This window comes from Vibrio sp. TRT 1302 (assembly GCF_050113875.1).
Lineage (GTDB): Bacteria > Pseudomonadota > Gammaproteobacteria > Enterobacterales > Vibrionaceae > Vibrio.
The window spans coordinates 43857-67651 of record NZ_JBNJOF010000011.1; the positions used below are offsets into that span (position 1 = coordinate 43857).

The window sequence follows — 23795 nt, forward strand, 5'->3', positions numbered from 1 at the left end:
TATATGCTACATGTGTCACAGTCTCGGAGTCGGGTCTATACTCATGCTAATCGCAAGTTGATGAGTTGAGGCCATAATGGAAGATCAGATCATACGCTCGATCATCGAAATTACAGGACAAAGGAATTCTGTCTCGCTTGGTCACTGTCTTGTCGCCACCCTAACTGAAATGATGCCAATCACATCCGTTGAGTTGAATCACTACGTCAACAACACATCGATTGTGGTTGCAAAGGTCTGCAAAGACCCTATCAGTGGAGAGTTGGAATGGCAGTATGACCTTCCAGCCCAAGAATCTGAGCGTCATGATCATCAACGAGATACGGTGACCAATGAACAAGTCGGCAAAAGGGAGTTTGTCTGTATCTATCCGATCCCAATCTGTGATGACAGCTCAGCCGAGTTAAAGGTTACTCTTTCGCGTAATCCGGATAAATATGATTTGTTGATCAATGGGCTTGCGAAAATCTACCGTAATTATCTGGTCATCTTACACGAAAGTGAACGAGACAAACTCACGGGTTTATTGAATCGAAAAACGCTGGAAGAACGACTTAGTTATTGCTTCCAAGCAGCGCATCAACCGCAAGGAGAGATCAATGCTTGGGTCGCTATTATTGACTTGGACCATTTTAAAAATATTAACGATACCTACGGTCACATGATTGGTGATGAGGTATTGCTAATGTTCGCACAGCAAATGCAGCACTTTTTTACCGAGCAGGAACAGTTGTTTCGCTTTGGTGGAGAGGAGTTTGTCGTGCTACTTCCTCAGATGGATAAGCAGGCATGCTTTAACCGTCTTGATAGCTTTCGTCGACATATCGCATCCTTTCGATTCCCACAGGTTGCAAGTATGACCTTTAGTTGCGGAGTGTGTGGCATTACTCGAACCGAATATTTACCGACGATTCTTGATCATGCCGATAGCGCTCTATACAACGCTAAAGAGCAAGGGCGTAATCAAATATGTTGCTATGAAGGGGATTATTCCAATCGAAATGGTAACTCAGATGACGATGTGGAACTGTTTTAAAAGATCATTACTGGATCTAATAAGTGCCGGAAAAGTAAAGAGTTTGATCAATAAAATGATGTGATTTATATCCCAATAATGAACCTATATTTTGCGTGGATTTGGTATTTTGGTATCATTTTTTAGACAAATTAATTCAATGAGTAGTTTCTACAAACCATAGAGTCTTAGGGAAAAGCAGTGGCCATGAACATATCTAAATTACGCGAAGATTTTTATGCTCATATAAGTGCAATTCAAGCTTATGCGCTTCCACAATCCAAGCCGACCTTGTCGCTTCTGACTGATGAAGAGGTGCGAGAGTTAGAAGCATGTTGGATTGAACTTTCTGTGTGGAAAAACCAACAAGATTAAACACGTCTGCCCCTGTAGTCATACCATTGAATATTGATAACCTCGCGATTTCTGATCGTCGAGGTTTTTTATTGCCATAAATATCAAGTGTTATATTATAACAATTGTGATCTAATCGTTGAATTCTAGAGTAAGAGTCCCCATAGTTATCTTCAAGTGGAGCATTTTCAATGAATGCAGCGACAGAATTAAAATATCAAGAAACCCAAGTGAGTAAAAATATGGCGGAAGTAAGAGCCAGAGTCGACTTCAAAGTCGGTGCTAACAGCAGTATCGATGCAGAACTTCTTTCTTTCCATGGATTGAAAACCGAAAAAGAGCATGTTGCTGTCATTTTTAAACATGCCGATCAAACTCAGCAAACCCCGCTGGTTCGCATGCATTCTGAATGTCTTACAGGCGATGTATTCCATTCATCCCGCTGCGATTGCGGCGAGCAACTTGATGAGACGATTAATCGAATGGCGGAATCTGGCGGTATTATCCTTTACTTGAGACAAGAAGGTCGCGGTATTGGTCTATACAACAAGATCGACGCGTACAAGCTGCAAAGCGAAGGCATGAACACCTACGAAGCGAACAATCACCTTGGTTTTGGTGACGATTTGCGTGATTTTACCGAAGCCGCACAGATGCTAAAGGCACTCGGCATTGATAAAATTCGCTTAGTGACTAATAACCCTAAGAAAGTAAACGATCTCAAGCAATTCGGCATTGAGATCGAACAGGTTGTCAATACTTCTGCTCATGTTAAAGATGGTAACGAAGGTTACTTGAAAGCAAAGATGTCTCACGGTAAACATAACCTAGACTTGTAATCCCACGAATCACCTATGTTGATAAAAGCCTCACTTCTGTGAGGCTTTTTTTGTTTGCTACTTGCAAAAAAGTTGTAACTTTGTATTATTCGCATCTAGTAGTGCAAATGATAATAATTAGCACTAGCAATGAAGAATAATTATTAAGCTCAACAAGGATGCTTTTCAAATGAATGTAAAATCTCTATTGGCTCAATCAGTCGCAGCGTCGTTACTGATGGCAAGTGGCTCAGTATTCGCAGCAAATGTAACCAAAGAACAAGTTGTTGAGCACTATGCTGACGTTGCTCATGCTGTGTTTGCCGATTCACTGACTACAGCGCAATCGCTAGAGAAGTCGGTCGAAGCCTTTCTGGCGAACCCAACTGCCGAAAAATTCCAGCAAGTTAAACAAGCTTGGCTTGAGTCTCGCGTTCCTTACCAACAGTCTGAAGTTTTCCGTTTTGGTAACGCTGTTGTCGATGACTGGGAAGGTCAGCTAAATGCATGGCCGCTGGATGAGGGCCTCATTGACTACGTATCATCTGAATACCAATACGAACTGGGTAATGAAGGCGCAAATGCCAACATCGTTGCCAATAAGCAGCTAACGATCGGTGCAACAACACTAGATGTAGCGAAAATTACACCAGAGCTGATTGCTGAGCTAAACGAAGTCGGTGGTTCAGAAGCGAACGTAGCATCTGGTTACCATGCGATTGAGTTCCTTCTTTGGGGACAAGATTTAAATGGCACTAATGCAGGAGCAGGAGCGCGTGCATACACCGATTTTGTGGTCGGTGAAAACTGTACCAACGGCAACTGTGACCGTCGTGGTGACTATCTAAAAGCCGCCGCTGAGTTGTTAGTTCAGGACTTAGAGTGGATGGAGAAGCAGTGGTCAGCGGATGTTAAAGGCAACTACCGTGAGGAGTTGATCAACGATTCCGCAGATAAAGGGTTGCGTAAAATGTTGTTTGGTATGGGGTCACTTTCTCTTGGCGAACTGGCTGGTGAGCGTATGAAAGTTGCTCTAGAAGCCAACTCAACGGAAGATGAGCACGACTGTTTCTCGGACAATACGCACAATTCACACTACTACAATGAGCAAGGCATCTACAACGTCTACACGGGCACATATCAGCGTCAAGACGGTACATTGTTATCAGGTCCTAGTATTCACGAACTTGTTGCTCAGCAAGACAAACAAGCAGCCAAAGAGATTCAAAAGCAATTTGATGTCACTCGTGCACAAGTTGGTCAGTTAGTGACTTCTGCTGAAAAGAACAACCAGTTCTTTGACCAGTTGATTGCTGCCGGTAACACGCAAGGTAACGCATTGGTGAATGAAACCATCATGTCGCTAGTGGCGCAGACAGCTCAAATTGAACGAGCGGCAAAAATTGTCGGTATCACGAGTTTGAATCCAGACACCGCCGATCACGAGTTTTAATCGCTCGATGACTTAAACCGAAGGGCTCAATAGAGCCCTTTTGCCGTTTTTTATTCAATGTGTTTTTGAGAATCATTCCCATTTAAACTGTGCGGTTATAGCGCCTTGTGAGAGCCATCAGAATGAAGTTGTACTTGAAACCCGTCTTAACCTGTTTGCTAATGCTTAGCACCTCCATTTCATCCTTTGCTTATGACGTCACGTCGGGAGGCAAAACAACGGTCGATAAAGAAGGCCCCAATGCTTTCTCGCTGCCAGCGGGCAATTTGCCTATGTCAAAACGTCTGGACTTTAGTGTCGGCAACAGTTTTTTCCGTAACCCTTGGGTTCAGGCGCCAGCGTCTACCGATGCACGTGATGGGTTAGGGCCGCTGTTTAATACAAATGGTTGCCAAAACTGTCACATTAAAGATGGGCGAGGTCATCCACCAGAGGCCAATGATCTTCACGCGGTCTCGATGTTGGTGCGATTAAGTATTCCGCCAATGACTGCTGAGCAGAAAAAGGCGTATATCAAAGATGGCACTATTCCTGAGCCAACTTATGGTGGTCAACTACAAGATTTTGCTCTGCAAGATCAAAAGGCGGAAGGCCAAGTAAAAATTACCTACCAAGAAGTTCCGGTGACTTTTGCTGACGGAACCCGTGTGTCATTGCGTAAACCGAACTTATCGATTGTTGAGTTGGGTTACGGCGAGATGCACCCGCAAACGCAAATGTCTGCTCGTGTTGCGCCACCAATGATAGGTCTTGGATTGCTAGAAAGTATTCCTGATGCAACACTAAAAGCATGGGCAGATGAGCAAGACAAGGATGGAGATGGTATCTCAGGGAAACTGAATATCGTCTGGGACGTTCGTGGCAATGATTTTGCTATCGGTCGATTTGGCTGGAAAGCGGGACAACCGAACTTAATGCAGCAGAATGCTGCGGCTTTTAACGGCGACGTAGGTCTAACTAGCACGCTATTTCCAAATGAGAACTGTACTGCTAAGCAGACACTTTGTAGCGAGTTACCTAACGGTGGTTCACCTGAGGTCAGTGATAACATTCTTGATTTCGTAGAGTTCTATTCACAGCACTTAGCGGTTCCAGCGAGACGAAATGTCGAAAAGCCGGAAGTGAAATTAGGGCAACAATTGTTTGCAAAAGCGGGTTGTGAAAGCTGTCATAAAACCAACGTAAAGACGGCAATACGCGAAGAACTGCCATCCTTGTCTAACCAAACCATTCACCCATATACCGACATGCTGCTGCATGATATGGGGCCAGGGCTTGCTGACAATCGCCCAGAATATCTGGCGAATGGGCAGGAGTGGAGAACACAGCCATTATGGGGTATTGGCTATACCAAAGAAGTTAATGGCCACACTTATTTTCTGCATGACGGACGCGCACGTAACCTGATGGAAGCGGTACTGTGGCATGGCGGAGAAGCTGAAGCCGCAAAACAGAAGGTGTTGCAGTTTAATAAGACAGAACGAGATGCACTGATTGCATTTCTTAACTCGCTATAGGAATTACAGATGAACTATACCAAGCTTGTTCTAGCCTCATCATTTTCGTTGTCAGTCTTGGGTTGCCAAAGTATTGGAAATGATGCAAATCAGCCTCAACTGACGGATCACTATAGTCAGGCCGTTTATCAAGTCGAGTTTATGTCTGCGCAGAAGTTTAGAACAGAGGCAGATAAGCTCACCGACTCAATATCAAGCTATTGTGCTTCGACCACAGATATTGAAGCAGTCAAATCTCAATGGCATCAGACTATGCTGAGTTGGATGGCGCTCCAAGGACAAGAGCGCGGCCCAGAAGCTGCTTTGGCACAAAGTTGGAACGTCCAGTTTTGGCCCGACAAAAAAAATACCACTGGGCTTAAAATGAGTGCATTGATCAAGCAGCCTAATGCTTGGTCGGCGCAAGCTATTGCGCTTCAGAGTGTCACCGTTCAGGGACTAGGTTCAGTTGAATGGTTGCTGTTTGATCAAGCCTCTGATTTGACGGGCAATCCTCGAACTTGTCAGACCGCAACGTCGATCGCAGAAAATCTTCAAAGTAATGCCAATAAAATTGCTGACGCATGGACGTTGAACCCTTGGGTTGAGCTTAACAAACAGCAATGGCAATCAGAGTATATTGCGCTGCTGTCTAACCAGCTCGAATACAGCATGAAAAAAATGAGCCGCCCGCTGGCGAATTTTGGTAAACCTCGCCCATATTTTTCAGAGTCTTGGCGCTCTAAAACGTCGATGCAAAACCTTCGTGCCAATATAGTTGCGATAGAAAAACTCTATTTTGCCGAGGGCAATGGACTGGATGCGATACTGCGTGAGCAAGGCAAATCGGATCTTGCTGATCGAGTGGTTAATCAGTTTGCAATGACCATTGAGACTTGGCCAACGGACATGAGCTTGTTCGATATGTTGCAAACCAAGCAAGGCTACCAAAACGCGTACTCTCAATACAATAAACTAGAGCAATTGAAATATCTGATTCATGAAGAAGTCGCGATTGAGCTAGGCGTAATTATAGGATTTAACGCAACTGATGGTGACTAATAATACTCGTCGTAAATTGCTAAAGGCGGCTCTATTTGGAGCGGCTTATCCTCTTGTTGGATGTGTCTCTACCAAACCGAAAATGAAGCAACCCGCTCTGGTTGGATGCGCTATTGCAGGTCGAGATCGCTACAGTGCAGTGGTTGCAGACTCGTATGGTATGCCAATCCACTCAGTACCTCTTCCGCAAAGAGGACATGGCGTCGCTACTTTAGCAAAACTGAATCACGCCGTGGCCTTTGGACGTCGGCCGGGGACCTACTTTCAGGTGTTTGACTTTCAGACGGGGGATGCGATTAAACTGAGAGCCGCGGACAGCAACCGTCATTATTACGGACATGGTGTCTACTCGAATGACGGACAGTGGTTATATGCCACTGAAGGTGAGCGTGGAACCAGCCGAGGCATTATTGGTGTTTATGATGTTGCTGCAGGTTACGAAAAAGTCGCTGAGTTTAGCGGGTTTGGTGTCGGCCCTCATGAAGTGATCGTGATGCCAAATGATACCTTGGTTATCGGTGTCGGCGGGGTGCATACCAATGGGCGTGAGCCGCTCAACTTGGCTACAATGATGCCGAGTCTGAGTTACTTAAATAACAATGGCGAACTTATCGAGCAAGTGGGACTGAGCGATCACAAACTCAGTATCCGACATTTGGCCCACGATGGTTCAGACACGGTACTTTGTGGGCAGCAGTACCGAGGTGAGCCGGATGAATATCCTTCGCTGTTGGCTATGCATAAAGCGGGAGGAGAGCTTGTGCCGTTACAAGCAGAGCCTGAGCAATGGGCTCGCTTTGATCACTACATTGCAAGTATAGCGGCAACGCAAGAGTGGATTTTAGCGACTTCTCCTCGCGGAAACTGCTACGGTATTTGGTCGAAAGAGACGCACCAGCTTGTTGAGTTGGCTCCACTGCCTGATGCCTCTGGAGTCGTCGTTGAAAGTGATCAGTTTAAAGTTAGTTCAGGTAGCGGTGGTGTTATTAGCCAGTCAGCGCCAGGCGCTAAGGAGATCGTTCAATCTGGCGTGCAGTGGGATAATCATTGGGCGAGACTGAGCGGCTAATTTCTTCAAAACTAAGACACTCCCGTCAGTCTTAAAAACAAGTCATACCGAGCGCTTTCATCTCTGCCATACTTTACTTAAACGTATGGCAGGGATGTGACAATGCGAAGATGGGCTTATTGGTTGATATTATTGTGTCTGACTCCTTCAGCGGTGCTATCTGCCCCTTATTTTAATCAGATAGGATGGTTGAAGTCGGACAGTCTACTGCATCGATTGCTGCAATACCCTGCTGTGGTTGAAGATATTTACCGCAATAACAACAATCAGATGATCTGGTTCGATCTGCAACAAAGTAGCAAGTTAGAGTTTCAGCTTGAAGTCATCGATCACGCTGGTTTTAGCGCGTTATTTTCCCGTCAACTAAGCTATTTGCAGTTTTACCGCAAGAGTAATCGCTGGTACGAGTATGACTTACTTGCAACCGATACCTTACTGCTCTACATGAGCTATGCCGAAGTGGCGAAGACTCGCGGACAAGACTGGTTCTTTGAACGCAAAATGACGCAATCTCTTCCTCTTCCTCCCAACAGTGCATTAATTGCCACCCACAGAGCGATTGTGCAGCAGCAACTGGGTGAGCTGATTGAAGCGTATACTCCTGACTCTTCTGGCTATCAGGATCTCGTTGATACCTACCTGCATATGGTCAAATACCAAAAAATCGATACACCAGTGTATCGACAGTCAGGTTTGGTTAAGGTTGGAGATAAGCTGGACAATCGGGAGGTACTGCTTCAAAGGCTAGAAATAGTCGACGTTAACCTATTGGATGTACGCAAAGACGTCAGTTGGTATGACAGTTCACTAGAAAACGCAGTGAAAGAGTTTCAGCGACTACATGGCTTAAAGGCCGATGGCATAATTGGCCCAGAAACCATTAAGTGGATTAACTTACCCATCGAGAAGCGGCTAGCCATTTTAGCGATTAACGCTGAGCGCATTCGTTACTGGCCAGCAGAGCGCGACACGATTATCGTGGTTAATGTTCCGAGCTTCCAAATGAAATACTGGAATTCGGGACAAACGGTATTCGAATCAAAAGTTGTGGTGGGTAAAAAGGCTCGTCCAACACCATTAATGATGACGAAATTAGACTCATTGATTCTCAATCCCACTTGGAATGTCCCTTGGAAAATCATGGTGGAAGATATTATCCCGAAAGTGCAGCAGGATAGGGATTATCTCGTCAATCACAATATCCAGATTATTCCCAAGTGGGGCTCACAAGAAGTGATAGACCCTAACGATATTGACTGGAAAAACCTCAAGCCAGAACAGTTTCCTTATCGTATGACGCAGCTTTCAGGGCGCGCTAATGCGTTAGGCCTTTATAAATTTAATACGCCTAATCGACGAGCGATTTATCTGCACGATACACCAAGTAAAAACTTGTTTGCTGAAACACAACGAGCGTTTAGTTCCGGATGTATTCGAGTTGAGCATGCAGATGTGTTTGCGGATACCTTACTGCAAACTCAGGGTTTAGTGATGGATGAAGAAGCTCAACAGACACCGACCCCCAATCAGTCGATCCCTCTCAAAAATCGTATTCCAGTCCATATCATTTACCAAACGGCATGGTATGAGGAAGGCAATGTCCACTACAGGGAAGACATTTACCGCCTCGACAGATTTAGTTACACAAAGGGATAAAATTGACCAAACCTTCACCGTGGTCGCCCAAAACTATTTTTATCAATAGGTTCAACAATTAAGCAAAAAGACCGTGCTCAAGTGCCACCTTGAGCACGTTTTATGCATTTGCACTTCACAACAGAGTTAGGTAGTGTCACCAGTCGACACGTTTGAGCAACAATTATTGTGAAGGTATTTTAAAGTGGCATTATCCCGACGAGATTTTATTAAACTGGCCGGAAGTGGTTTGGTAGTAGCGAGTTGTATTCCTAGTGTCGCATTGGCGAAATACCCAGACCAACCTCGAACGCTTGCACTGACAAACCTCCATACGCGAGAAGCGCTTGAAACATGTTACTTTGATGGTACCCGCTACGTTTCACGAGAACTTAACCGACTGAATCACCTTTGCCGCGATTTTAGACGTGACGAAGTTTATCCAATGGATAAGAAACTGTTCGATCATATTAGCTTGATTCAGAAAGCGCTAAGTGTCGAAGCCGAAGTTCAGATTATCTCAGGCTACCGCTCTCCAGCGACGAACGAATCATTGCGCGGTAAGTCAAAAGGCGTGGCAAAGAAGAGCTACCATATGCTTGGTCAAGCGATAGATTTTCGTCTAGATGGTGTCAGTCTCAAGCGCGTGCGAGACGTTTCTAGAGAGCTACAACTTGGTGGCGTGGGTTACTATCCAAGTAGTAATTTTGTCCATATTGATACAGGTCCAGTTCGTTATTGGTCATAGCTTTATCACTAGGGCGTGGGTCGAGTGTTGTCAAAGCGCTTGGCAAATGTCATAGTTCAGCGAGTTAAGATGTTTATCAAGGTTTATTTATGTCACTTAAGTATCAAGTCGTTCCTGTCACTTCGTTTTCTCAAAACTGCTCCATTGTTTGGTGTGACCAAACCATGGAAGGTATCGTTGTTGACCCAGGCGGCGACGTGAAACAGCTCGCGATGCTAATCAAAGAACTTGGTGTCAAAGTGATTAACCTTGTTTTGACCCACGGTCACTTAGATCATGTTGGCGGTACAGAACCGTTGGCTGATGAGTTAGGTGGTGTAGAAATCATTGGTCCGCATAAAGATGATAACTTTTGGCTACAAGGCCTTGAAGGCCAGAGCCAAATGTTTGGTTTCCCTTTGACTCAAGCGTTTGAGCCAAATCAATGGCTTAATGACGGTGATAAGATTGTGTTTGGTCAACAGGTTATGGATGTCATTCATACTCCAGGACACACTCCGGGCCATGTTGTACTTTACAGCGAAGAAGCGAAACTGGCTTTTGTTGGCGATGTACTGTTCAATGGTTCTGTAGGGCGCACCGATTTCCCGAAAGGGGATTTTGATACCCTGATTCACTCGATTAAGAGCAAGCTTTGGCCATTAGGTAACGATGTGCGCTTTGTCCCTGGTCATGGGCCAGAGTCAACGTTTGGTCGTGAACGCGCTTCGAATCCATTCGTTGCGGATGAAATGCCTCTTTATTAGTGGCATAGACAGAAAAGGTCGCTTATGCGACCTTTTTTAATGGGCAGGACATTGCCGACAAGTCATTCCATCAGTCCTCAGGATCGGCAGCGGCTAAATAACGTCGCGCAAGACCGACAAAGTCTTCGGCATCTCTATCGAGGTCATTTGCTGAGATAAAAATATCGTAATCGAAATACTCACGCTGATATCTCATTCGATTCGCTAACATCGCTTGCAATCCCTTAAATTCCTTACCACTTGAGTTTCGATAAGACTGTGAGTCTAAAACGATCTCTTCAAATCGTTCACTTTGATGATGCTGACGAGCGCCCAGATAGAGCAGGGCGCGTTGACTGAGCAGAATTTCAGTTGCTATCCGTGGGCATATGCTCTCTAAATAAGGGGAGTAGTTTTTAATCTTGATTCCAATCCAAGGAAGAGGCTGTTGCCACCCCTCCTGATCATAATGGCAGATACCTATCTTTTGGATGTTGTTCCATTTGAGTACCCATCCACCTTTAAACAGGTGTTGCTGAAAGTGACTGGCTGTCAGGGTAAATTGAACGGTACTTTTTAGTATTAACAAGTAGCCGAATCCGAGCAGACAAAGAATCGCAATCACGGTCAAAACGGCTTGTTGCCATCCTGGCGCATAGAGCATAAGAAACAGGCAGCCGATTAAAAAAAATCCGACTAACCAGCGACTCGTAATCGATGAAATGAGGAAAGGCTGATTGGTTAAGTGTACCGTTTGCATATTCCACAACCCGTAAGTGTAATACCTCTGTTTATATACTCAGTAGTGACGAATTTGATCACTGGAGAGACTGATTAAATTGTAGTCTGATCCAAGCATATCGCGCATTTTTGTGGCATAAAACCACCCGTGCTCTGTAAATGGGTGCAAAATTTTGGTATAAATCGCGCTTCAAATTTTCACCACTGCTCCGTATGCAGTGAAATGGAGACATACTCGATGAGACTTGCTCACAAGCGCAAAGTGCAGGCAAAACTGCAAAAACGCATCAAAGCGACAGTTGCAAATGTACAAGCAACAAAGAAAGCTAAGCCTGCAGTTGAGAAGAAAGTAGCTGTAAAACCAGCAGCGGAGAAAGTAGTCGTTGCTGCAACAGCAACAACTGACGTTGCGCTTACTCCAAAGCAGCAACAAGTTCTAGAAATCGTTGTTAGCAACGCAGAAGGCATCAACCCTAAAGGTATCGGTCTGGCAGCAGGTCAAGACGACGCGAAAGCAGCATCTTGGGCAACGGGCGCACTGAAGAAACTATTAGAAGAAAATCTAGTAGTCAAAGAGCAACTAGCGGGCAACAAAGTTATCTATAAAGCAGTTTAATTGCCGCTGGACAAATCACTGCAAGCCTAAGTGCTTTGCTGATTAATGTGTATTAGCCTCGACTTATGTCGGGGCTTTTTCATATCTAGTGGTAATTTTATCTGTCCAAGTCACACTTTTTATCAATATATTTGTCTTCTATCGCGTACGACTTACTAAGTATATTTTCACACTACTGAGTTTTCCGCCTATGTTTAATACTTTGTTTTTATGGATTTTTATTTATGAATGGTCTTTCGTCTACGTATTAATACGTAATTCTTTAGTCGAATTTTACGTGTCGCTGTTAAATTTTATCAGTGTTCTCGCTGATTTTATCTTGTTAATAGATGACTCAATCTATAAGTGAAACAAAAGGTACCTAGATGGGTATGACCGTTAAACAAAGGACGTGAACATGAGTCTTATTAAACAATCTCTAAAAAGAGTATTAAAAGTGACGGCGATGGCAGCAGCTCTCGCGGTTATGTCGACTTCAGTATCCGCAGCTGAAAAAGTTTATCGCTTAAAGCTTGCTGAAACTTGGGGACCAAATTTCCCAGTGTTTGGTGACGCCACAAAGAACATGGCGGCAATGGCTGAGAAAATGTCTAATGGCCGTTTGCAAATTCGTATCGACTCAGCGAACAAGCACAAAGCGCCGTTAGGTATTTTCGATATGGTTAAGTCTGGCCAATATGACATGGGTCACTCAGGCTCTTACTACTGGAAAGGCAAAGTACCTAACACTCTTTACTTCACTTCTATGCCTTTCGGTATGACACCAGCAGAGCAGTACGCGTGGTTCTACCATGGTGGTGGTATGGAACTGATGGATAAAGTCTATACACCTCACAACTTATTGTCGTTCCCTGGTGGTAACACTGATATTCAGATGGGCGGCTGGTTCCAGAAAGAGATCAATTCAGTCGAAGATTTGCAAGGTCTTAAAATGCGAATCCCAGGTTTTGCTGGTGAAATCTTAGCGGAATTGGGCGCAAAACCAACCAACATCGCACCTGGTGAACTGTACACGTCGCTTGAACGTCGTACGATTGATGCGTTGGAATGGGTTGGACCTTCACTAGACCTACGTATGGGCTTCCACAAAATTGCACCTTACTACTACACGGGTTGGCATGAGCCAGGTTCAGAACTTCAATTCCTAGTGAACAAACGTGTTTGGGAAGGACTACCAGAAGATCTACAAGAAATCCTACGTGTGGCAATGCGTACAGCGGCTTACGATATGTACACGCAAGCAACGCACGAAAGCGGCAAAAACTGGGTTTCTATCAAGTCTGAATACCCTGATGTTCAGGTTAAAGACTTCCCACCTGAGGTAATGAATGCACTGCGTGAAGCAAATGACCGTCTACTGGCTAAGCATGCTGAGTCAGACGATCTTGCGAAAGAGATTCAGAAGTCTCAAGCAGATTACCTAAAACAAGTTCGTTCGTGGACAGATATTTCACACCGTGCTTATCTGAACAGCCAAGCACAATAATAATTAAAATTACCATGCGTGACATTGTCACGCATGGCAAAAAGCCCAAGAAAACCTTCTAATAAACGCCATGCCAATTAGCATGGCGTACATTCAAAATTCCATGGAGTAGGGAATGAGAAGCCTAATTTATATCGAGCGAGTATTTAATCGCTTTGGTGACTTCCTCGGATGGTTATCAAGTATATTGTTCATTTTGTTATTGGCTAACGTCGTGTATGACGTAGTAATGCGCTATGCCTTTAATGATGTTTCAATTGCCTTTCAGGAAATGGAATGGCATCTATTCTCAGCGGTTTTCCTACTCGGCATTCCTTATGCCATTAAAGCGGGTGGCCATGTTCGAGTAGACCTGTTCTATGAGCGCTTGTCTCATAAAGCTCAGTCAATCATCGATATGCTTGGAACACTCTTTTTCTTACTACCATTTTGTCTCCTTGTTACTTATTACGGTATCGACTTCGCCAAAGAGAGTTACGCACTGGGCGAAACATCGGGCGATCCGGGTGGCTTACCTTACCGCTGGATTATCAAAGCTATGATTCCATTGTCTTTCTTGTTTATGGCTATTAGCGGTATCGGTCTATTTCTTCATTCATTAAACAAGATCGTTAACCCGCATCTAATCTACGCAGAAAAACAGAAGTAAGGAGACAGGAAAATGGTTGGTATTGTAATGTTTTTTGTTGCCTTGTTTGCTCTGCTACTTGGCTTCCCTGTCGCGTTTACCTTTGGTGGTATCGCTCTTATCTTTGGTGTTTGGGCTGAAGGCTGGGATATGTTTGCCTTCATGCCTTACCGTGTTCAGTCGATAATGGAAAACACGGTTCTAATGGCCGTTCCGCTGTTTGTTTTTATGGGCTTGGTGCTGCAAAAAACACGTCTCGCGGAACAGTTACTTGAGTCTATGGGCAAACTGTTCGGTGGGGTACGTGGAGGTATCGCGATTTCTACCGTTTTGGTTGGTGCCTTACTTGCTGCATCTACTGGTGTGGTGGGTGCTTCTGTGGTCGCAATGGGCTTAATCTCTCTCCCTGTTATGCTCAAGTACAATTACGACAAAGGGTTAGCATGCGGCACCATCTGTGCGTCTGGTACTTTAGGGCAAATCATTCCGCCATCTATCGTATTGATTCTATTGGGTGATGTGCTCGGTGTCCCCGTGGGCGACTTGTTTCAAGCCGCGGTTTGGCCTGGTCTCGTCCTCGTTGGTGCGTACGTGGTCTACATCTTGATTTACGCCAAGTTAAATCCAGAAGCGGCTCAACCGATCCCGAGTGACGGCGATATCAGCCGCAAAGAGGAAGTCATTAAAGCATTGAAAGCGGTTGTTCCGCCGCTCGCGCTAATCGTCGTCGTGTTAGGTTCTATTTTTGCTGGTATCGCTACACCAACTGAGTCTGCGGCGCTAGGTGGTGCGGGTGCTATCGTACTGGCTTTACTATACCGCCAGTTCAGTTGGTCTATGGTCTACGAAGCGTCAAAAGAGACGGTGAAAGTGACGGCGATGGTATTTGCGATCTTGTTGGGCGCAACTGCATTCTCTATGGCATTTACTTACACTGGCGGTGACTATTTAGTCGAAGAGTGGATGCTGCAAATACCTGGTGAGAAGTGGGGCTTCCTCATCATTACCATGTTGGTTATTCTGATCCTCGGCTTCTTTATCGACTTCGTAGAAATCTGTTTCATTATCGTACCGATTCTTGCGCCGGTTGCCGAAATCCTTGGCATCAACATGACTTGGTTTGCGATTCTGATTGCGATGAACTTACAGACATCCTTCTTGACGCCACCATTTGGTTTCAGTCTATTTTATCTCAAAGGTGTTGCGCCAAAAGGAGTGACGACAAGAGACATCTATCGCGGTGTAATGCCATTCATCGGCATACAAATCGCGGTATTGATAACCCTCCTTGTCTTCCCACAATTTTACGGAATGTGATCATTTAATTACAGTTAGTCTACAACTCCTGTTAAAGTTAGGTTGCTTGCCCACTAGGGTAAGCAACCTATGTTGTTTTAAAGGGGAAGGGAATGCCTCTACAAGCCAAGCTGATTGTACTCAGCTTATTGCCACTACTCCTAGTTACGGCTTTGACCAGTTGGATCTCCATTCATCAAGCAAAAACATTGGGTGAGAAAGAGATCCAAATATTTGAAGATGGACTGATCCGTTCAAAAGAAACGGCACTTAAAGACAAAGTGGACTTGGCGTTTGACGCGATTTCGCACATCTACAATGATGAAGAGTTACCAGAAGAAGTAGCGAAACAACAGGTCAAAGAAGTCTTGACTAAGCTTCGCTACGGCAAAGATAAAGACGGTTATTTCTTTGCCTACGACGAAAACGGTACCAATCTTGTCCATCCTGTTATGCCAGACCTCGTTGGACAAAATCTACTGCATATTCGAGATAAGAATGGCGACTACCTGATTAAAGCGTTGTTGGCTGAAGCTCAGAATGGTGGCGGCTTTCATCAATATTTGTGGCAAAAACCTTCAACAGGGGAAAATGTCACCAAGTTAAGTTATGCCGCATGGTTAGATAAATGGAATTGGATGGTCGGCACTGGGCTTTATATCGAAGATATCACCTATGAAGTCGCCAATCTGAAATCTGAAGTTAACCGCAATATAGAGACGACCTTTTTCTCTGTAATTGTGATTGTGGTGGTTACCGTGGGTGTTATTGTCGTGATCACCTTGGCGGTTAATCTGCATGAACACAAACTGGCTGATAGAAGCTTAAAACAGCTAGCGCACCAGACAGTGATGTTCCAAGAGGATGAGAAGAAGCATTTAGCTCGGGAGTTGCATGATGGCATCAATCAACTTCTGGTGTCGAGCAAATGCCATTTGGAGTTGCTGGCGAGCAAAATTGACGATGCCGCATTGCAGCAACATCTTCAAAAGTCTCAGCAGTCGCTGACCACAGCAATTAATGAAGTTCGCCACATTTCGCACAACTTGCGGCCTAGCGCCCTTGATGATATTGGTTTGGAAGCCGCACTTAATAGTTTATTGCTCGATTTTAAATCCCACTCTGGCGTCGAAATTGAAGCGTCACTATCGACTCAGCCTGGTAAGTTGCAATCCGATGCTGCGACGACCTTATACCGTGTGGCGCAGGAATCACTGACTAATATAGAAAAACATTCACATGCAAATAATGTCAGTGTGATACTGCAGCAAATGGGCAATATGCTGCAACTGATTATCCGTGATGATGGCGTTGGCTTTGATGTCGGAAGCGCCCTTAGGAAAAGCGGTATCGGGCTGAGAAATATGCGCGAAAGGGTTGAATTTATTGGCGGTGACTTCGAAGTAGAAAGTGAACCGGGGTTCGGAACGGAAATAACCGTGTTACTGGAATTGGACGGATTAGTTTATGGATAAACCGATAAAAGTGGTGATTGTCGATGATCACCAAGTTGTTTTAGATGGATTTATCGCTCGTTTAGAAACTGAAGATGATATTGAGGTGGTTGGTTCTGCCAGCAACGGTGTGGAAGCGATAGAAGTGGTCAAAGCTCTAATGCCCGACGTAGTATTGATGGACGTGAGTATGCCATTGATGAATGGGATTGATGCGACCGCTCTAATCAAAGAAGAGATGCCTGATGTAAAGGTGTTAATGCTCACAATGCATGACAATCGTGAGTACATTATGAAAGTGATGCAGGTGGGAGCTGTCGGTTATATGCTCAAGGAAATCTGTGCGCGTCGAATGGTTCAAGCGATTAAAACAGTCTACCAAGGGTCGACCTACTTTTGTGAATCAGTAACTCAGACCTTGTTCTCTCAAGAAGTCATTCCGAGTAGTAAGAAACCCAATCCACTTAGCCGACGTGAAGAGGCGATTTTGAAGCTGGTGGCGGAAGGCAAGAGTAGTAAGGAAATTGCCTCCTTGTTGAACATTAGTTATCGAACAGTGGAAACCCATCGTCAGAATATCAAGCATAAGCTTGACCTGCACAGTACGGCGGAGCTGGCTAAGTACGCGCTTGAGAAAGGTATTGTTGCCTGATTTGTAATGAACGTAAGTATGCGCGACTCTGCTGAAGTGCAGTGTTAAGGTAAATGTCGATTTTTTCTTAGCAGTACATGTATGTCTCAAATAATAAATGCTCATCAACACTACCACGCTCATGTCTATTTCGATGAAACAACTCGCGAGTTTGCTCGTCAGCTACGTGAAAAGGTTAAAAATACCTATACGCTGCCGGTAGGACGCTTCAATGAAAGGCTAGTCGGGCCTCATACAATGTGGAGTTTTTCGGTAAGTTTTACCGATAAAGACTTCGGCAACCTCATTCCTTGGTTAGATCAAGAACGCAACGGTCACTCAATCTTAATACATGGTGTGACGGGCGATGACTTAAAAGATCACACCGATTATGCCGACTGGCTAGGCGACGCGATTGATCTGAATCTAACGATTTTTGCTCTCGACAAATAGGGCTTGTCCACTCGGTAAATAACCTGAGTTGTTCCAATGGCGCCGCTTGTGTAAAAGCGTTCACTTATTTCATCAGTGGGCAGAATTGGCAATGGAGCAACTCATCGATGCGTTATTTACGCACGGTTACTATGTATGGGACGATTTTTTAAATGAAGATGAAGTTGCACAGTTAAGAGAATGTATTCCAGCAGATTGGAAAAAAGCTCGAATTGGACGTAACGAAGAAAGGGTACTCGAACGTCAGATTCGTAGCGACAAAATTCAGTGGTTACAGCCTACAATGGGATTTCCAGTCGAGTGTTTCCTTGCGAAAATGGAGCAGATTCGGCAGGAAGCAAATCGCCACTTCTTCTTAGGTCTTTTCGAATATGAAGCACATTTCGCGAAATACGAAAAAGGCGATTTCTATCAAAAGCACTTAGACTGTTTCAACGGCAATGAGAACCGTCGACTAACGACGGTTTTTTACATGAATGAATCTTGGAACGAACAAGACGCAGGTGAGTTGGTGGTGTACGATCTGGATGATAATAAGCTCGCTCAGATATCGCCAAAGTCAGGACGCTTGCTGGTCTTTTTCTCTGAACAGTTTCCGCATGAAGTGTTGCCTACAAACGCGGATCGATACAGTATTGCTGGATGGTTCCGCGTTAACGGGGTTAAAGACAACCTGCTCGATATTGCCCGTTAATCCTCTAAAAACAGAAGTGGCAATTGTCTGCTGTTAACCCATGAACACCTTGTCGACTCGCAAGGTGTTCTTCACCTTGTTGCCGTCCCATCGTATAACCCTCATCAAGCAATCTCTTGTTCATAGTCAGACGTTTAACTGAAAATGTCTCAGGTGGCGCAATGACGCGGACTGTCACATTTTGTGGTGGATTGCGAATGAACGCTAGTGACTGATTGTATCGACTCGCTCTGTTCGCCATTGCCTTGCCAATCATGGGATAGCGATGCAGCAATGCTGAAACAAGCCAAGAGCTTTTGCTATTCGGCATTTGGTAACTTAGTGGGTGGGATAAGATGACCGTGATTTCTGTTGCACCTCTGCGATATGCCTCGATAACAGGTATGGAGTCAGCCACACCACCATCTGTGTAGCAGCCACCCGAAAAGCAAGGCGTCTGTTTGTACGCGATCGGTAGTGCGCTGGTTGCTTCCAATACGGTGTACAAGTTTTGCTGGGTAACTTGGTAATAGTCAGCCTCACCGGTGTTGATGTTGGTTGCTGTCGCTAGCATAGGTAAGCTTGAAAATAACGCTTCGAGATCAAGTGGGTAGCGTCGTTGAGATTCAGATACCAGCCACTCAACATCAACTAAGTGTCCCCCTTTGAGAAAGCGTGCAGGGTCAAAGAACTGCCTGTGAGTGGCAAGCTGGGTAATCACATCATAACTACGACCTTGCTGCTTTGATAAATAACCGACGAGATTAGAAGCGCCCGCTGATACACCAACAGCAAAATCAAAAGGGTAGTAATCATGTTCAATAAAATGGTCTAACACTCCTGCCGCGAAGATACCTCTCATCGCACCACCTTCAACAACAATTGCTCTCATAGTGTCCTCAACTCAAAACGATCGATAACTGGAGTCTAACCAGCTGTAGCGCAGGAGGATAATGGATGGTCTATATCGTTGTGATAGCTTCAATCTATCAAGGTGTAGCAATGCATTATGCGATTTTCAAGTGATACCTGTTTTTTTACACAGTGTTTTCTTGACGTCGTGAATTGAGTACCTATACTGTTTATAAATACAGTTGTATAGGAGGCTAGTATGTTGTTAGACACCATCGAACGCGTTAACCGCCTACGTCAACAGGCTTTGTGTGATCCAAAATTTATTCAATCAGCCAAAGCACATGAAAAGGCGCTCAAAGCTCAAGAGCAGCAGAATAGTGCTGCGAAAAAACTCAAATCTAAAGTGAGAAGAGACAAGAGTCTCGCTGAGATCTATCATCAAGCTGAGTTTGGTCAACGCTCTGATAGCTCGACACACTAACTAAACGCTGAAGCAGCCTAACTGGCTGCTTTTTTGTGCAAAAAAATGGCCGCTTTTCAGCGACCGCACAAACAGGAAGTAATGGATATCATAGGTTAGCAATGTGCACTCAGCCATTGATACCTTTATTGAGTCTAGTCCATGATCCTAGTTTGGCGAGTTGTCGTTCTATAAATTAGATCAATTTCTGATTGGGGAATGGATTTCTTTTATGAATTCCGATGTTTCCAATACTGCATTTCCTACATTTGCTAGGTTATATGTCTGCGGTGTAGTTATTAATCCGACGATTATTATTATTAAGTTGCATTTATTTGGACTAATTCACTACTATTAATTCCAACCATTGATCGATGACAATGAAAGGTGAGATTTGTTTGCTATGTATGCGATATGCCTCACATCAGGTCTGCCTATTCAAAGTTAATCGTCGTAAAATCCCTTCCTTCTGATTGCGTCCCGTGGAAACAACATGGATAACAAACTTGGCTTGAGCTCCCTGACAGCCATCGTCATCGGTTCGATGATTGGAGCTGGTGTGTTTAGCTTGCCACAAAATATGGCTTCGGTAGCGAGTCCTGCCGCTGTGATGATTGGCTGGACAATCACTGGCGTGGGTATGATCTTTCTTGCGCTCTCTTTCCAAACGCTTGCCTCACATCGACCAAATGTCGACAGCGGTGTTTTTGGCTACGCAAAAGCGGGATTTGGGGATTTTGTTGGTTTTTGCTCTGCATGGGGCTACTGGCTAAGCGCAATGTTGGCCAACGTCTCTTATCTGGTTATCGTATTCAGCACACTTGGGATGCTATTTGATACACCGGATAACGTTATATTTGGTCAAGGTAACACGGTAATTTCGATTATTGGTGCATCTTGCTTACTGTGGATGGTGCATGCGCTTGTGTTACGTGGTGTTCAAACTGCCGCGTTGATTAATATGGTGACAACGTACGCAAAGCTGGTCCCGCTAATGGCGTTTATTGTCTGCGCGATGCTCGCCTTTAGCTGGAACACTTTCACTCTTGACTTTACCGGCGTTCATTTTGGTGAGGAGCACAGTCTGTGGTCGCAAGTGAAGAGTACGATGCTAGTGACGGTATGGGTGTTTATCGGCATTGAGGGCGCTGTTGTTGTCTCTGGTAGAGCTCGAAACCGAAAAGACATCGGGCGGGCAACGATTCTGGGGCTGCTTACTGCGTTAGCAATCTATGTATTTGTCACCTTACTTTCAATGGGGGTGGTAAAACCGGTTGAACTGGCTCAATACCAAAACCCATCTATGGCGCGAGTATTGACGGTCATTTTAGGTCCATGGGGACAATACATCATCAGTATTGGGTTACTTATCTCCGTGTGTGGCGCATTTCTTAGCTGGACAGTTCTTGCGTCTGAAGCGCCTTATCTATGTGCTAAGGAGAAGATGTTTCCTAAAAGTTATGCGCGACTGAACGAAGCGGGGAGTCCGGTTAAACCGCTGACCTTAACAAATATCTGGATTCAGGTTTCCCTAATCTTTGTCATGTTCGCTGGTAGTACTTACGACACCTTGCTGATTATCGCTTCAGAGATGATTTTGGTACCGTATTTCTTAGTCGGAGCGTTTGTCCTAAAAATAGCGATTGAAGAGAAGAATCGAGGCAGCTTACTTTTTATTGGTCTCGGTGCATCTGTATACGGACTATGGCTGTTATACGCGTCTGGTCTCAACTATTTATTGTTGTCCGCAATACTTTATCTGCCTGGACTGTATTTCTACATCAAGGCGAAAAGTGAACAAGGCGTGAATCCATTCGCGGGAAAGGAAAAGCTTGGAGCAAGTATGCTTGGAGTAACAGCGCTCTTCTCGATGGCTCTGCTGTGGCAAGGCAGCCTTAGTATCGGATTTTGACACTTCCCCCGCGTTATTGCGGGGGATTTTTTTATCGGCTCCTGGCTGTATAGCGGTATCGTGCGCTTTCCAGCACAGTGAATGCTAAACCCACCCAAATAAGCCCAAAACTGATGAGTTTTACTTCATCGAAGAGTTCACCAAATAGATAAACGGCTAGAAGAAACTGGATAGAAGGTTCGATATATTGCATCAAGCCAATTGTTGTCAGAGAGGTCAGCCGTATTGCGATCGAATAGAAGACCAAGGGAAGCAGTGTTGCTGGAGCGGAACCAAGATACAGCATAAGAGTCGTCGTATCTGAGTGAAGGGATACCGCACCAAAAGTTACCTCTTTAACCAGCATGTAGATCGTTGCAATAGGAAGTAAAACCAAGGCCTCGACAAACAGACTCGTAGCCCAATCGTAACCGATTTGTTTTTTCAACCAGCCGTAGAGTGAGAAAAACACAGCGATCGAAATGGCGACAAGGGGGATCTCACCATAATGGATGATTTGATAAGTAAGCCCAATGCATGCCAACACGAGCGCGACTTTTTTGCCTAGTGACAGGTATTCGCTAAGCAAAATCACCCCAAGCGCCATGGTTACAATCGGACTGATGAAAAAGCCAAGACTTGATTCCATGACTCTTTCATTAGTTAACGCCCAAGTGAACGCCAGCCACGAAAAAGACATAACAATAGCGGCAGCAAAGGTATATAGGAGAGAGCGTTTATCTAACCAGATAGCGGTTAAATTAGGTAAGTGTTTGGTAGACATGAGGACGATGAGCACGCCGAGAGGAACAGAGGCGATCAACCGTATCGCCAATAGCTCATCGCTCGCAGCGTTGGGAAGGTATTGATAGTACAAAGGCAACAACCCCCATACTACGAAAGAAAAGGCTGCCATTCCGTTGCCTAGACGATGGTCAGACATAATGACCTCATGTAAATAAATCGTTAGAAAAATCTATTACTTGCAACCTAAAGTGTAAAGAAATTAGTCGCACACTGAATAATGTTTGGAGCATTGTTCTGTACTCATACATGGCTGGTAGAATAATAAGTAACAAAAATGTTAAATTTCAGGGGTGTGGTCAACTCGACAACTCGCCCGCCGAATGAGAAACGGGGATTCGCTCTCAGTAGAGAGAGAACAACGGCAATAGGTCTGTAGATGTAAGTCCTTGTATGTTAGATTGTTATCACCTTAAGTACTGACTAAATAGGAAGTACTATAATTAATGTATATAGCTGGATGCTGAGTTGTAGGGAGCAAGAGCATGAAGGACTTTGATCAGAAACGGAAATATTACCGTCTTAAATACCCAAAGCGAGCAAGGCCGTTTGTAAAGTTCGCAGATGAAATGTTTCAAGTCACTGAGGTGTCCGAGGGTGGGATAAGAATGGTAATGAACAACTTCACGTCTATGTACAAGGGCCTAGTCGTCAAAGGTGTTCTGAACCTTCATGATGAAAACTCTGTGGACATTGAGGGAGCGGTACTGCGTTTTGACAACGATGAAGTGATAATTCAACTTCGTGTTGGCCCAACCTTCAAAATTATGGTTGATGAACAGCGCCATATTAAAAACAAATATCCAGTCTTCTTCGCACGTTTAAGAGAACGAGTTGCGTAACATTCGTGGCATGACTTTTCATTCTTTTAAGAGATCACACTCAGTCTAATCATCAATCCAGCCATACTGAACTTTGCAACAAACGTTCTCCTGCTCAAACCGACCGTCTATAGTTCAAGGCGTTAACAAGATAGAGTTATCTGTTCTCGCAGCGAATCGTCATAGAGATCAATAGCGTGTCATATATTTTAATTAAGGTGCTCAACTTGGGACTGGATTGCCCGTTTTCAATTCTACAAATATGAGAAGGGGAAGTATTACACAGTTGAGCCAAGTCATCTTGAGTCATTCCAAGGAGCTGTCTCTTATTTCTTATAGTACTAATTAGTTCTTGTTCATTCATAAATTATCAAACTATGTATCGAGTTGCTCAATATCGATATGCTGAGTGATCTTGCCTTTTTTCTCAACAATAGTCTCAAACTAGACAATGGAAACTGAGATTCTTAGCCCACTAGTCACTGCTGATTCCTATTTGAAACACAATTAATTATTTTGATAAATATCACTTTATTATTTTAGTTTGAACAAACTAACAATTTAGATGCTTGATTTTCCAATCTGAGCTTTACGATATTTCTGAATGGATT

Annotated in this window: 25 protein-coding genes; 21 read left to right on the forward strand and 4 right to left on the reverse strand. The window is 44.4% G+C overall.

Annotation, left to right across the window (positions count from 1 at the left end):
* Positions 1–76 precede the first annotated feature (76 nt).
* The 10 genes from ACQEXP_RS13665 to ACQEXP_RS13710 all read left to right on the forward strand — a co-directional run bounded on the left by ACQEXP_RS13665 (position 77) and on the right by ACQEXP_RS13710 (position 10396).
* Positions 77–1036: a GGDEF domain-containing protein gene (locus ACQEXP_RS13665; RefSeq protein ID WP_426970452.1), complete on the forward strand. Its 960-nt coding sequence runs from the start codon at positions 77–79 to the stop codon at positions 1034–1036.
* Between the two features lie 186 nt (positions 1037–1222).
* Positions 1223–1390, forward strand: coding sequence for a hypothetical protein (locus ACQEXP_RS13670; protein WP_171052144.1), 168 nt, complete (start codon positions 1223–1225; stop codon positions 1388–1390).
* Between the two features lie 170 nt (positions 1391–1560).
* The gene (locus tag ACQEXP_RS13675; RefSeq protein WP_269376285.1) at positions 1561–2208 is read left to right on the forward strand and encodes a GTP cyclohydrolase II; all 648 of its coding nucleotides are present in this window, start codon (positions 1561–1563) and stop codon (positions 2206–2208) included.
* A gap of 169 nt (positions 2209–2377) precedes the next feature.
* Positions 2378–3640, forward strand: a complete 1263-nt coding sequence (locus ACQEXP_RS13680) for an imelysin family protein (RefSeq protein ID WP_426970454.1) — start codon at positions 2378–2380, stop codon at positions 3638–3640.
* A 122-nt stretch (positions 3641–3762) separates the two neighbouring features.
* Positions 3763–5157: a di-heme oxidoredictase family protein gene (locus tag ACQEXP_RS13685; RefSeq protein WP_426970455.1), complete on the forward strand. Its 1395-nt coding sequence runs from the start codon at positions 3763–3765 to the stop codon at positions 5155–5157.
* A gap of 9 nt (positions 5158–5166) precedes the next feature.
* Complete coding sequence (locus tag ACQEXP_RS13690; RefSeq protein WP_426970456.1) at positions 5167–6198, forward strand: imelysin family protein; 1032 nt, start codon at positions 5167–5169, stop codon at positions 6196–6198.
* Positions 6188–7267, forward strand: a complete 1080-nt coding sequence (locus tag ACQEXP_RS13695) for a DUF1513 domain-containing protein (RefSeq protein ID WP_426970457.1) — start codon at positions 6188–6190, stop codon at positions 7265–7267. Before ACQEXP_RS13690 ends, ACQEXP_RS13695 begins: the two co-directional genes overlap by 11 nt.
* A gap of 102 nt (positions 7268–7369) precedes the next feature.
* Entirely contained in the window at positions 7370–8923 is a 1554-nt protein-coding gene (locus ACQEXP_RS13700) for a L,D-transpeptidase family protein (RefSeq protein ID WP_426970458.1), read from the forward strand.
* A 184-nt stretch (positions 8924–9107) separates the two neighbouring features.
* Complete coding sequence (locus tag ACQEXP_RS13705) at positions 9108–9650, forward strand: DUF882 domain-containing protein (protein ID WP_269376291.1); 543 nt, start codon at positions 9108–9110, stop codon at positions 9648–9650.
* Between the two features lie 89 nt (positions 9651–9739).
* A complete protein-coding gene (locus tag ACQEXP_RS13710) occupies positions 9740–10396 on the forward strand; it encodes an MBL fold metallo-hydrolase (protein ID WP_426970459.1) in 657 nt (218 codons plus the stop codon).
* Between the two features lie 70 nt (positions 10397–10466).
* Here ACQEXP_RS13710 and ACQEXP_RS13715 read toward each other — a convergent pair whose 3' ends face one another.
* Entirely contained in the window at positions 10467–11135 is a 669-nt protein-coding gene (locus ACQEXP_RS13715; RefSeq protein ID WP_426970461.1) for a DUF2982 domain-containing protein, read from the reverse strand.
* Positions 11136–11354: 219 nt separating this feature from the next.
* On the opposite strand from ACQEXP_RS13715, the gene ACQEXP_RS13720 reads away from it, so the two are divergent.
* From ACQEXP_RS13720 to ACQEXP_RS13755, 8 genes are all read left to right on the forward strand, one after another.
* Complete coding sequence (locus ACQEXP_RS13720; RefSeq protein WP_138971333.1) at positions 11355–11732, forward strand: MarR family transcriptional regulator; 378 nt, start codon at positions 11355–11357, stop codon at positions 11730–11732.
* 397 nt (positions 11733–12129) lie between these two features.
* Positions 12130–13218, forward strand: a complete 1089-nt coding sequence (locus ACQEXP_RS13725) for a TRAP transporter substrate-binding protein (RefSeq protein WP_269376295.1) — start codon at positions 12130–12132, stop codon at positions 13216–13218.
* 115 nt (positions 13219–13333) lie between these two features.
* Positions 13334–13867, forward strand: a complete 534-nt coding sequence (locus ACQEXP_RS13730) for a TRAP transporter small permease subunit (RefSeq protein WP_426970463.1) — start codon at positions 13334–13336, stop codon at positions 13865–13867.
* A gap of 12 nt (positions 13868–13879) precedes the next feature.
* On the forward strand, positions 13880–15163 hold the full coding sequence (locus tag ACQEXP_RS13735) for a TRAP transporter large permease (protein WP_269376297.1): 1284 nt from the start codon (positions 13880–13882) through the stop codon (positions 15161–15163).
* 92 nt (positions 15164–15255) lie between these two features.
* Positions 15256–16617 (forward strand): cache domain-containing protein, encoded by a 1362-nt coding sequence (locus tag ACQEXP_RS13740; protein WP_269376298.1) that lies wholly within the window; start codon positions 15256–15258, stop codon positions 16615–16617.
* Positions 16610–17248 (forward strand): response regulator, encoded by a 639-nt coding sequence (locus ACQEXP_RS13745; protein WP_269376299.1) that lies wholly within the window; start codon positions 16610–16612, stop codon positions 17246–17248. The genes ACQEXP_RS13740 and ACQEXP_RS13745 overlap by 8 nt, the downstream gene beginning before the upstream one ends.
* A gap of 81 nt (positions 17249–17329) precedes the next feature.
* Positions 17330–17680: a DOPA 4,5-dioxygenase family protein gene (locus ACQEXP_RS13750; RefSeq protein ID WP_426970466.1), complete on the forward strand. Its 351-nt coding sequence runs from the start codon at positions 17330–17332 to the stop codon at positions 17678–17680.
* 91 nt (positions 17681–17771) lie between these two features.
* The gene (locus tag ACQEXP_RS13755) at positions 17772–18374 is read left to right on the forward strand and encodes a 2OG-Fe(II) oxygenase (protein WP_426970468.1); all 603 of its coding nucleotides are present in this window, start codon (positions 17772–17774) and stop codon (positions 18372–18374) included.
* A gap of 4 nt (positions 18375–18378) precedes the next feature.
* Here ACQEXP_RS13755 and ACQEXP_RS13760 read toward each other — a convergent pair whose 3' ends face one another.
* Positions 18379–19245: a patatin-like phospholipase family protein gene (locus tag ACQEXP_RS13760; RefSeq protein WP_426970469.1), complete on the reverse strand. Its 867-nt coding sequence runs from the start codon at positions 19243–19245 to the stop codon at positions 18379–18381.
* Between the two features lie 219 nt (positions 19246–19464).
* On the opposite strand from ACQEXP_RS13760, the gene ACQEXP_RS13765 reads away from it, so the two are divergent.
* Both ACQEXP_RS13765 and ACQEXP_RS13770 read left to right on the forward strand, forming a co-directional pair.
* The gene (locus ACQEXP_RS13765; protein ID WP_426970471.1) at positions 19465–19689 is read left to right on the forward strand and encodes a hypothetical protein; all 225 of its coding nucleotides are present in this window, start codon (positions 19465–19467) and stop codon (positions 19687–19689) included.
* Positions 19690–20161: 472 nt separating this feature from the next.
* Positions 20162–21580: a basic amino acid/polyamine antiporter gene (locus tag ACQEXP_RS13770; protein ID WP_269376304.1), complete on the forward strand. Its 1419-nt coding sequence runs from the start codon at positions 20162–20164 to the stop codon at positions 21578–21580.
* A gap of 31 nt (positions 21581–21611) precedes the next feature.
* Here the strand turns inward: ACQEXP_RS13770 and rarD are convergent, their stop codons facing one another.
* Positions 21612–22502, reverse strand: a complete 891-nt coding sequence (gene rarD, locus ACQEXP_RS13775) for an EamA family transporter RarD (RefSeq protein WP_426970473.1) — start codon at positions 22500–22502, stop codon at positions 21612–21614.
* 346 nt (positions 22503–22848) lie between these two features.
* On the opposite strand from rarD, the gene ACQEXP_RS13780 reads away from it, so the two are divergent.
* Complete coding sequence (locus ACQEXP_RS13780) at positions 22849–23205, forward strand: PilZ domain-containing protein (protein WP_269376306.1); 357 nt, start codon at positions 22849–22851, stop codon at positions 23203–23205.
* Positions 23206–23341: 136 nt separating this feature from the next.
* Here ACQEXP_RS13780 and ACQEXP_RS13785 read toward each other — a convergent pair whose 3' ends face one another.
* Complete coding sequence (locus tag ACQEXP_RS13785) at positions 23342–23548, reverse strand: helix-turn-helix domain-containing protein (protein WP_419723645.1); 207 nt, start codon at positions 23546–23548, stop codon at positions 23342–23344.
* Positions 23549–23795 lie beyond the last annotated feature (247 nt).

What these genes read in the sequence shown, in the direction of transcription:
- ACQEXP_RS13685 (WP_426970455.1), top strand. Translation starts at nt 3,763, where the DNA reads ATGAAGTTGTACTTGAAACCCGTCTTAACCTGTTTGCTAATGCTTAGC.
- ACQEXP_RS13720 (WP_138971333.1), top strand. Translation starts at nt 11,355, where the DNA reads ATGAGACTTGCTCACAAGCGCAAAGTGCAGGCAAAACTGCAAAAACGC.
- ACQEXP_RS13735 (WP_269376297.1), top strand. Translation starts at nt 13,880, where the DNA reads ATGGTTGGTATTGTAATGTTTTTTGTTGCCTTGTTTGCTCTGCTACTT.
- ACQEXP_RS13780 (WP_269376306.1), top strand. Translation starts at nt 22,849, where the DNA reads ATGAAGGACTTTGATCAGAAACGGAAATATTACCGTCTTAAATACCCA.
- ACQEXP_RS13745 (WP_269376299.1), top strand. Translation starts at nt 16,610, where the DNA reads ATGGATAAACCGATAAAAGTGGTGATTGTCGATGATCACCAAGTTGTT.
- ACQEXP_RS13710 (WP_426970459.1), top strand. Translation starts at nt 9,740, where the DNA reads ATGTCACTTAAGTATCAAGTCGTTCCTGTCACTTCGTTTTCTCAAAAC.
- ACQEXP_RS13760 (WP_426970469.1), bottom strand. Translation starts at nt 19,245, where the DNA reads ATGAGAGCAATTGTTGTTGAAGGTGGTGCGATGAGAGGTATCTTCGCG.
- ACQEXP_RS13725 (WP_269376295.1), top strand. Translation starts at nt 12,130, where the DNA reads ATGAGTCTTATTAAACAATCTCTAAAAAGAGTATTAAAAGTGACGGCG.
- ACQEXP_RS13740 (WP_269376298.1), top strand. Translation starts at nt 15,256, where the DNA reads ATGCCTCTACAAGCCAAGCTGATTGTACTCAGCTTATTGCCACTACTC.
- ACQEXP_RS13680 (WP_426970454.1), top strand. Translation starts at nt 2,378, where the DNA reads ATGAATGTAAAATCTCTATTGGCTCAATCAGTCGCAGCGTCGTTACTG.
- ACQEXP_RS13665 (WP_426970452.1), top strand. Translation starts at nt 77, where the DNA reads ATGGAAGATCAGATCATACGCTCGATCATCGAAATTACAGGACAAAGG.
- ACQEXP_RS13730 (WP_426970463.1), top strand. Translation starts at nt 13,334, where the DNA reads ATGAGAAGCCTAATTTATATCGAGCGAGTATTTAATCGCTTTGGTGAC.
- ACQEXP_RS13750 (WP_426970466.1), top strand. Translation starts at nt 17,330, where the DNA reads ATGTCTCAAATAATAAATGCTCATCAACACTACCACGCTCATGTCTAT.
- ACQEXP_RS13755 (WP_426970468.1), top strand. Translation starts at nt 17,772, where the DNA reads ATGGAGCAACTCATCGATGCGTTATTTACGCACGGTTACTATGTATGG.
- ACQEXP_RS13675 (WP_269376285.1), top strand. Translation starts at nt 1,561, where the DNA reads ATGAATGCAGCGACAGAATTAAAATATCAAGAAACCCAAGTGAGTAAA.
- ACQEXP_RS13770 (WP_269376304.1), top strand. Translation starts at nt 20,162, where the DNA reads ATGGATAACAAACTTGGCTTGAGCTCCCTGACAGCCATCGTCATCGGT.
- ACQEXP_RS13765 (WP_426970471.1), top strand. Translation starts at nt 19,465, where the DNA reads ATGTTGTTAGACACCATCGAACGCGTTAACCGCCTACGTCAACAGGCT.
- rarD (WP_426970473.1), bottom strand. Translation starts at nt 22,502, where the DNA reads ATGTCTGACCATCGTCTAGGCAACGGAATGGCAGCCTTTTCTTTCGTA.
- ACQEXP_RS13670 (WP_171052144.1), top strand. Translation starts at nt 1,223, where the DNA reads ATGAACATATCTAAATTACGCGAAGATTTTTATGCTCATATAAGTGCA.
- ACQEXP_RS13785 (WP_419723645.1), bottom strand. Translation starts at nt 23,548, where the DNA reads ATGAATGAACAAGAACTAATTAGTACTATAAGAAATAAGAGACAGCTC.
- ACQEXP_RS13715 (WP_426970461.1), bottom strand. Translation starts at nt 11,135, where the DNA reads ATGCAAACGGTACACTTAACCAATCAGCCTTTCCTCATTTCATCGATT.
- ACQEXP_RS13700 (WP_426970458.1), top strand. Translation starts at nt 7,370, where the DNA reads ATGCGAAGATGGGCTTATTGGTTGATATTATTGTGTCTGACTCCTTCA.
- ACQEXP_RS13690 (WP_426970456.1), top strand. Translation starts at nt 5,167, where the DNA reads ATGAACTATACCAAGCTTGTTCTAGCCTCATCATTTTCGTTGTCAGTC.
- ACQEXP_RS13695 (WP_426970457.1), top strand. Translation starts at nt 6,188, where the DNA reads ATGGTGACTAATAATACTCGTCGTAAATTGCTAAAGGCGGCTCTATTT.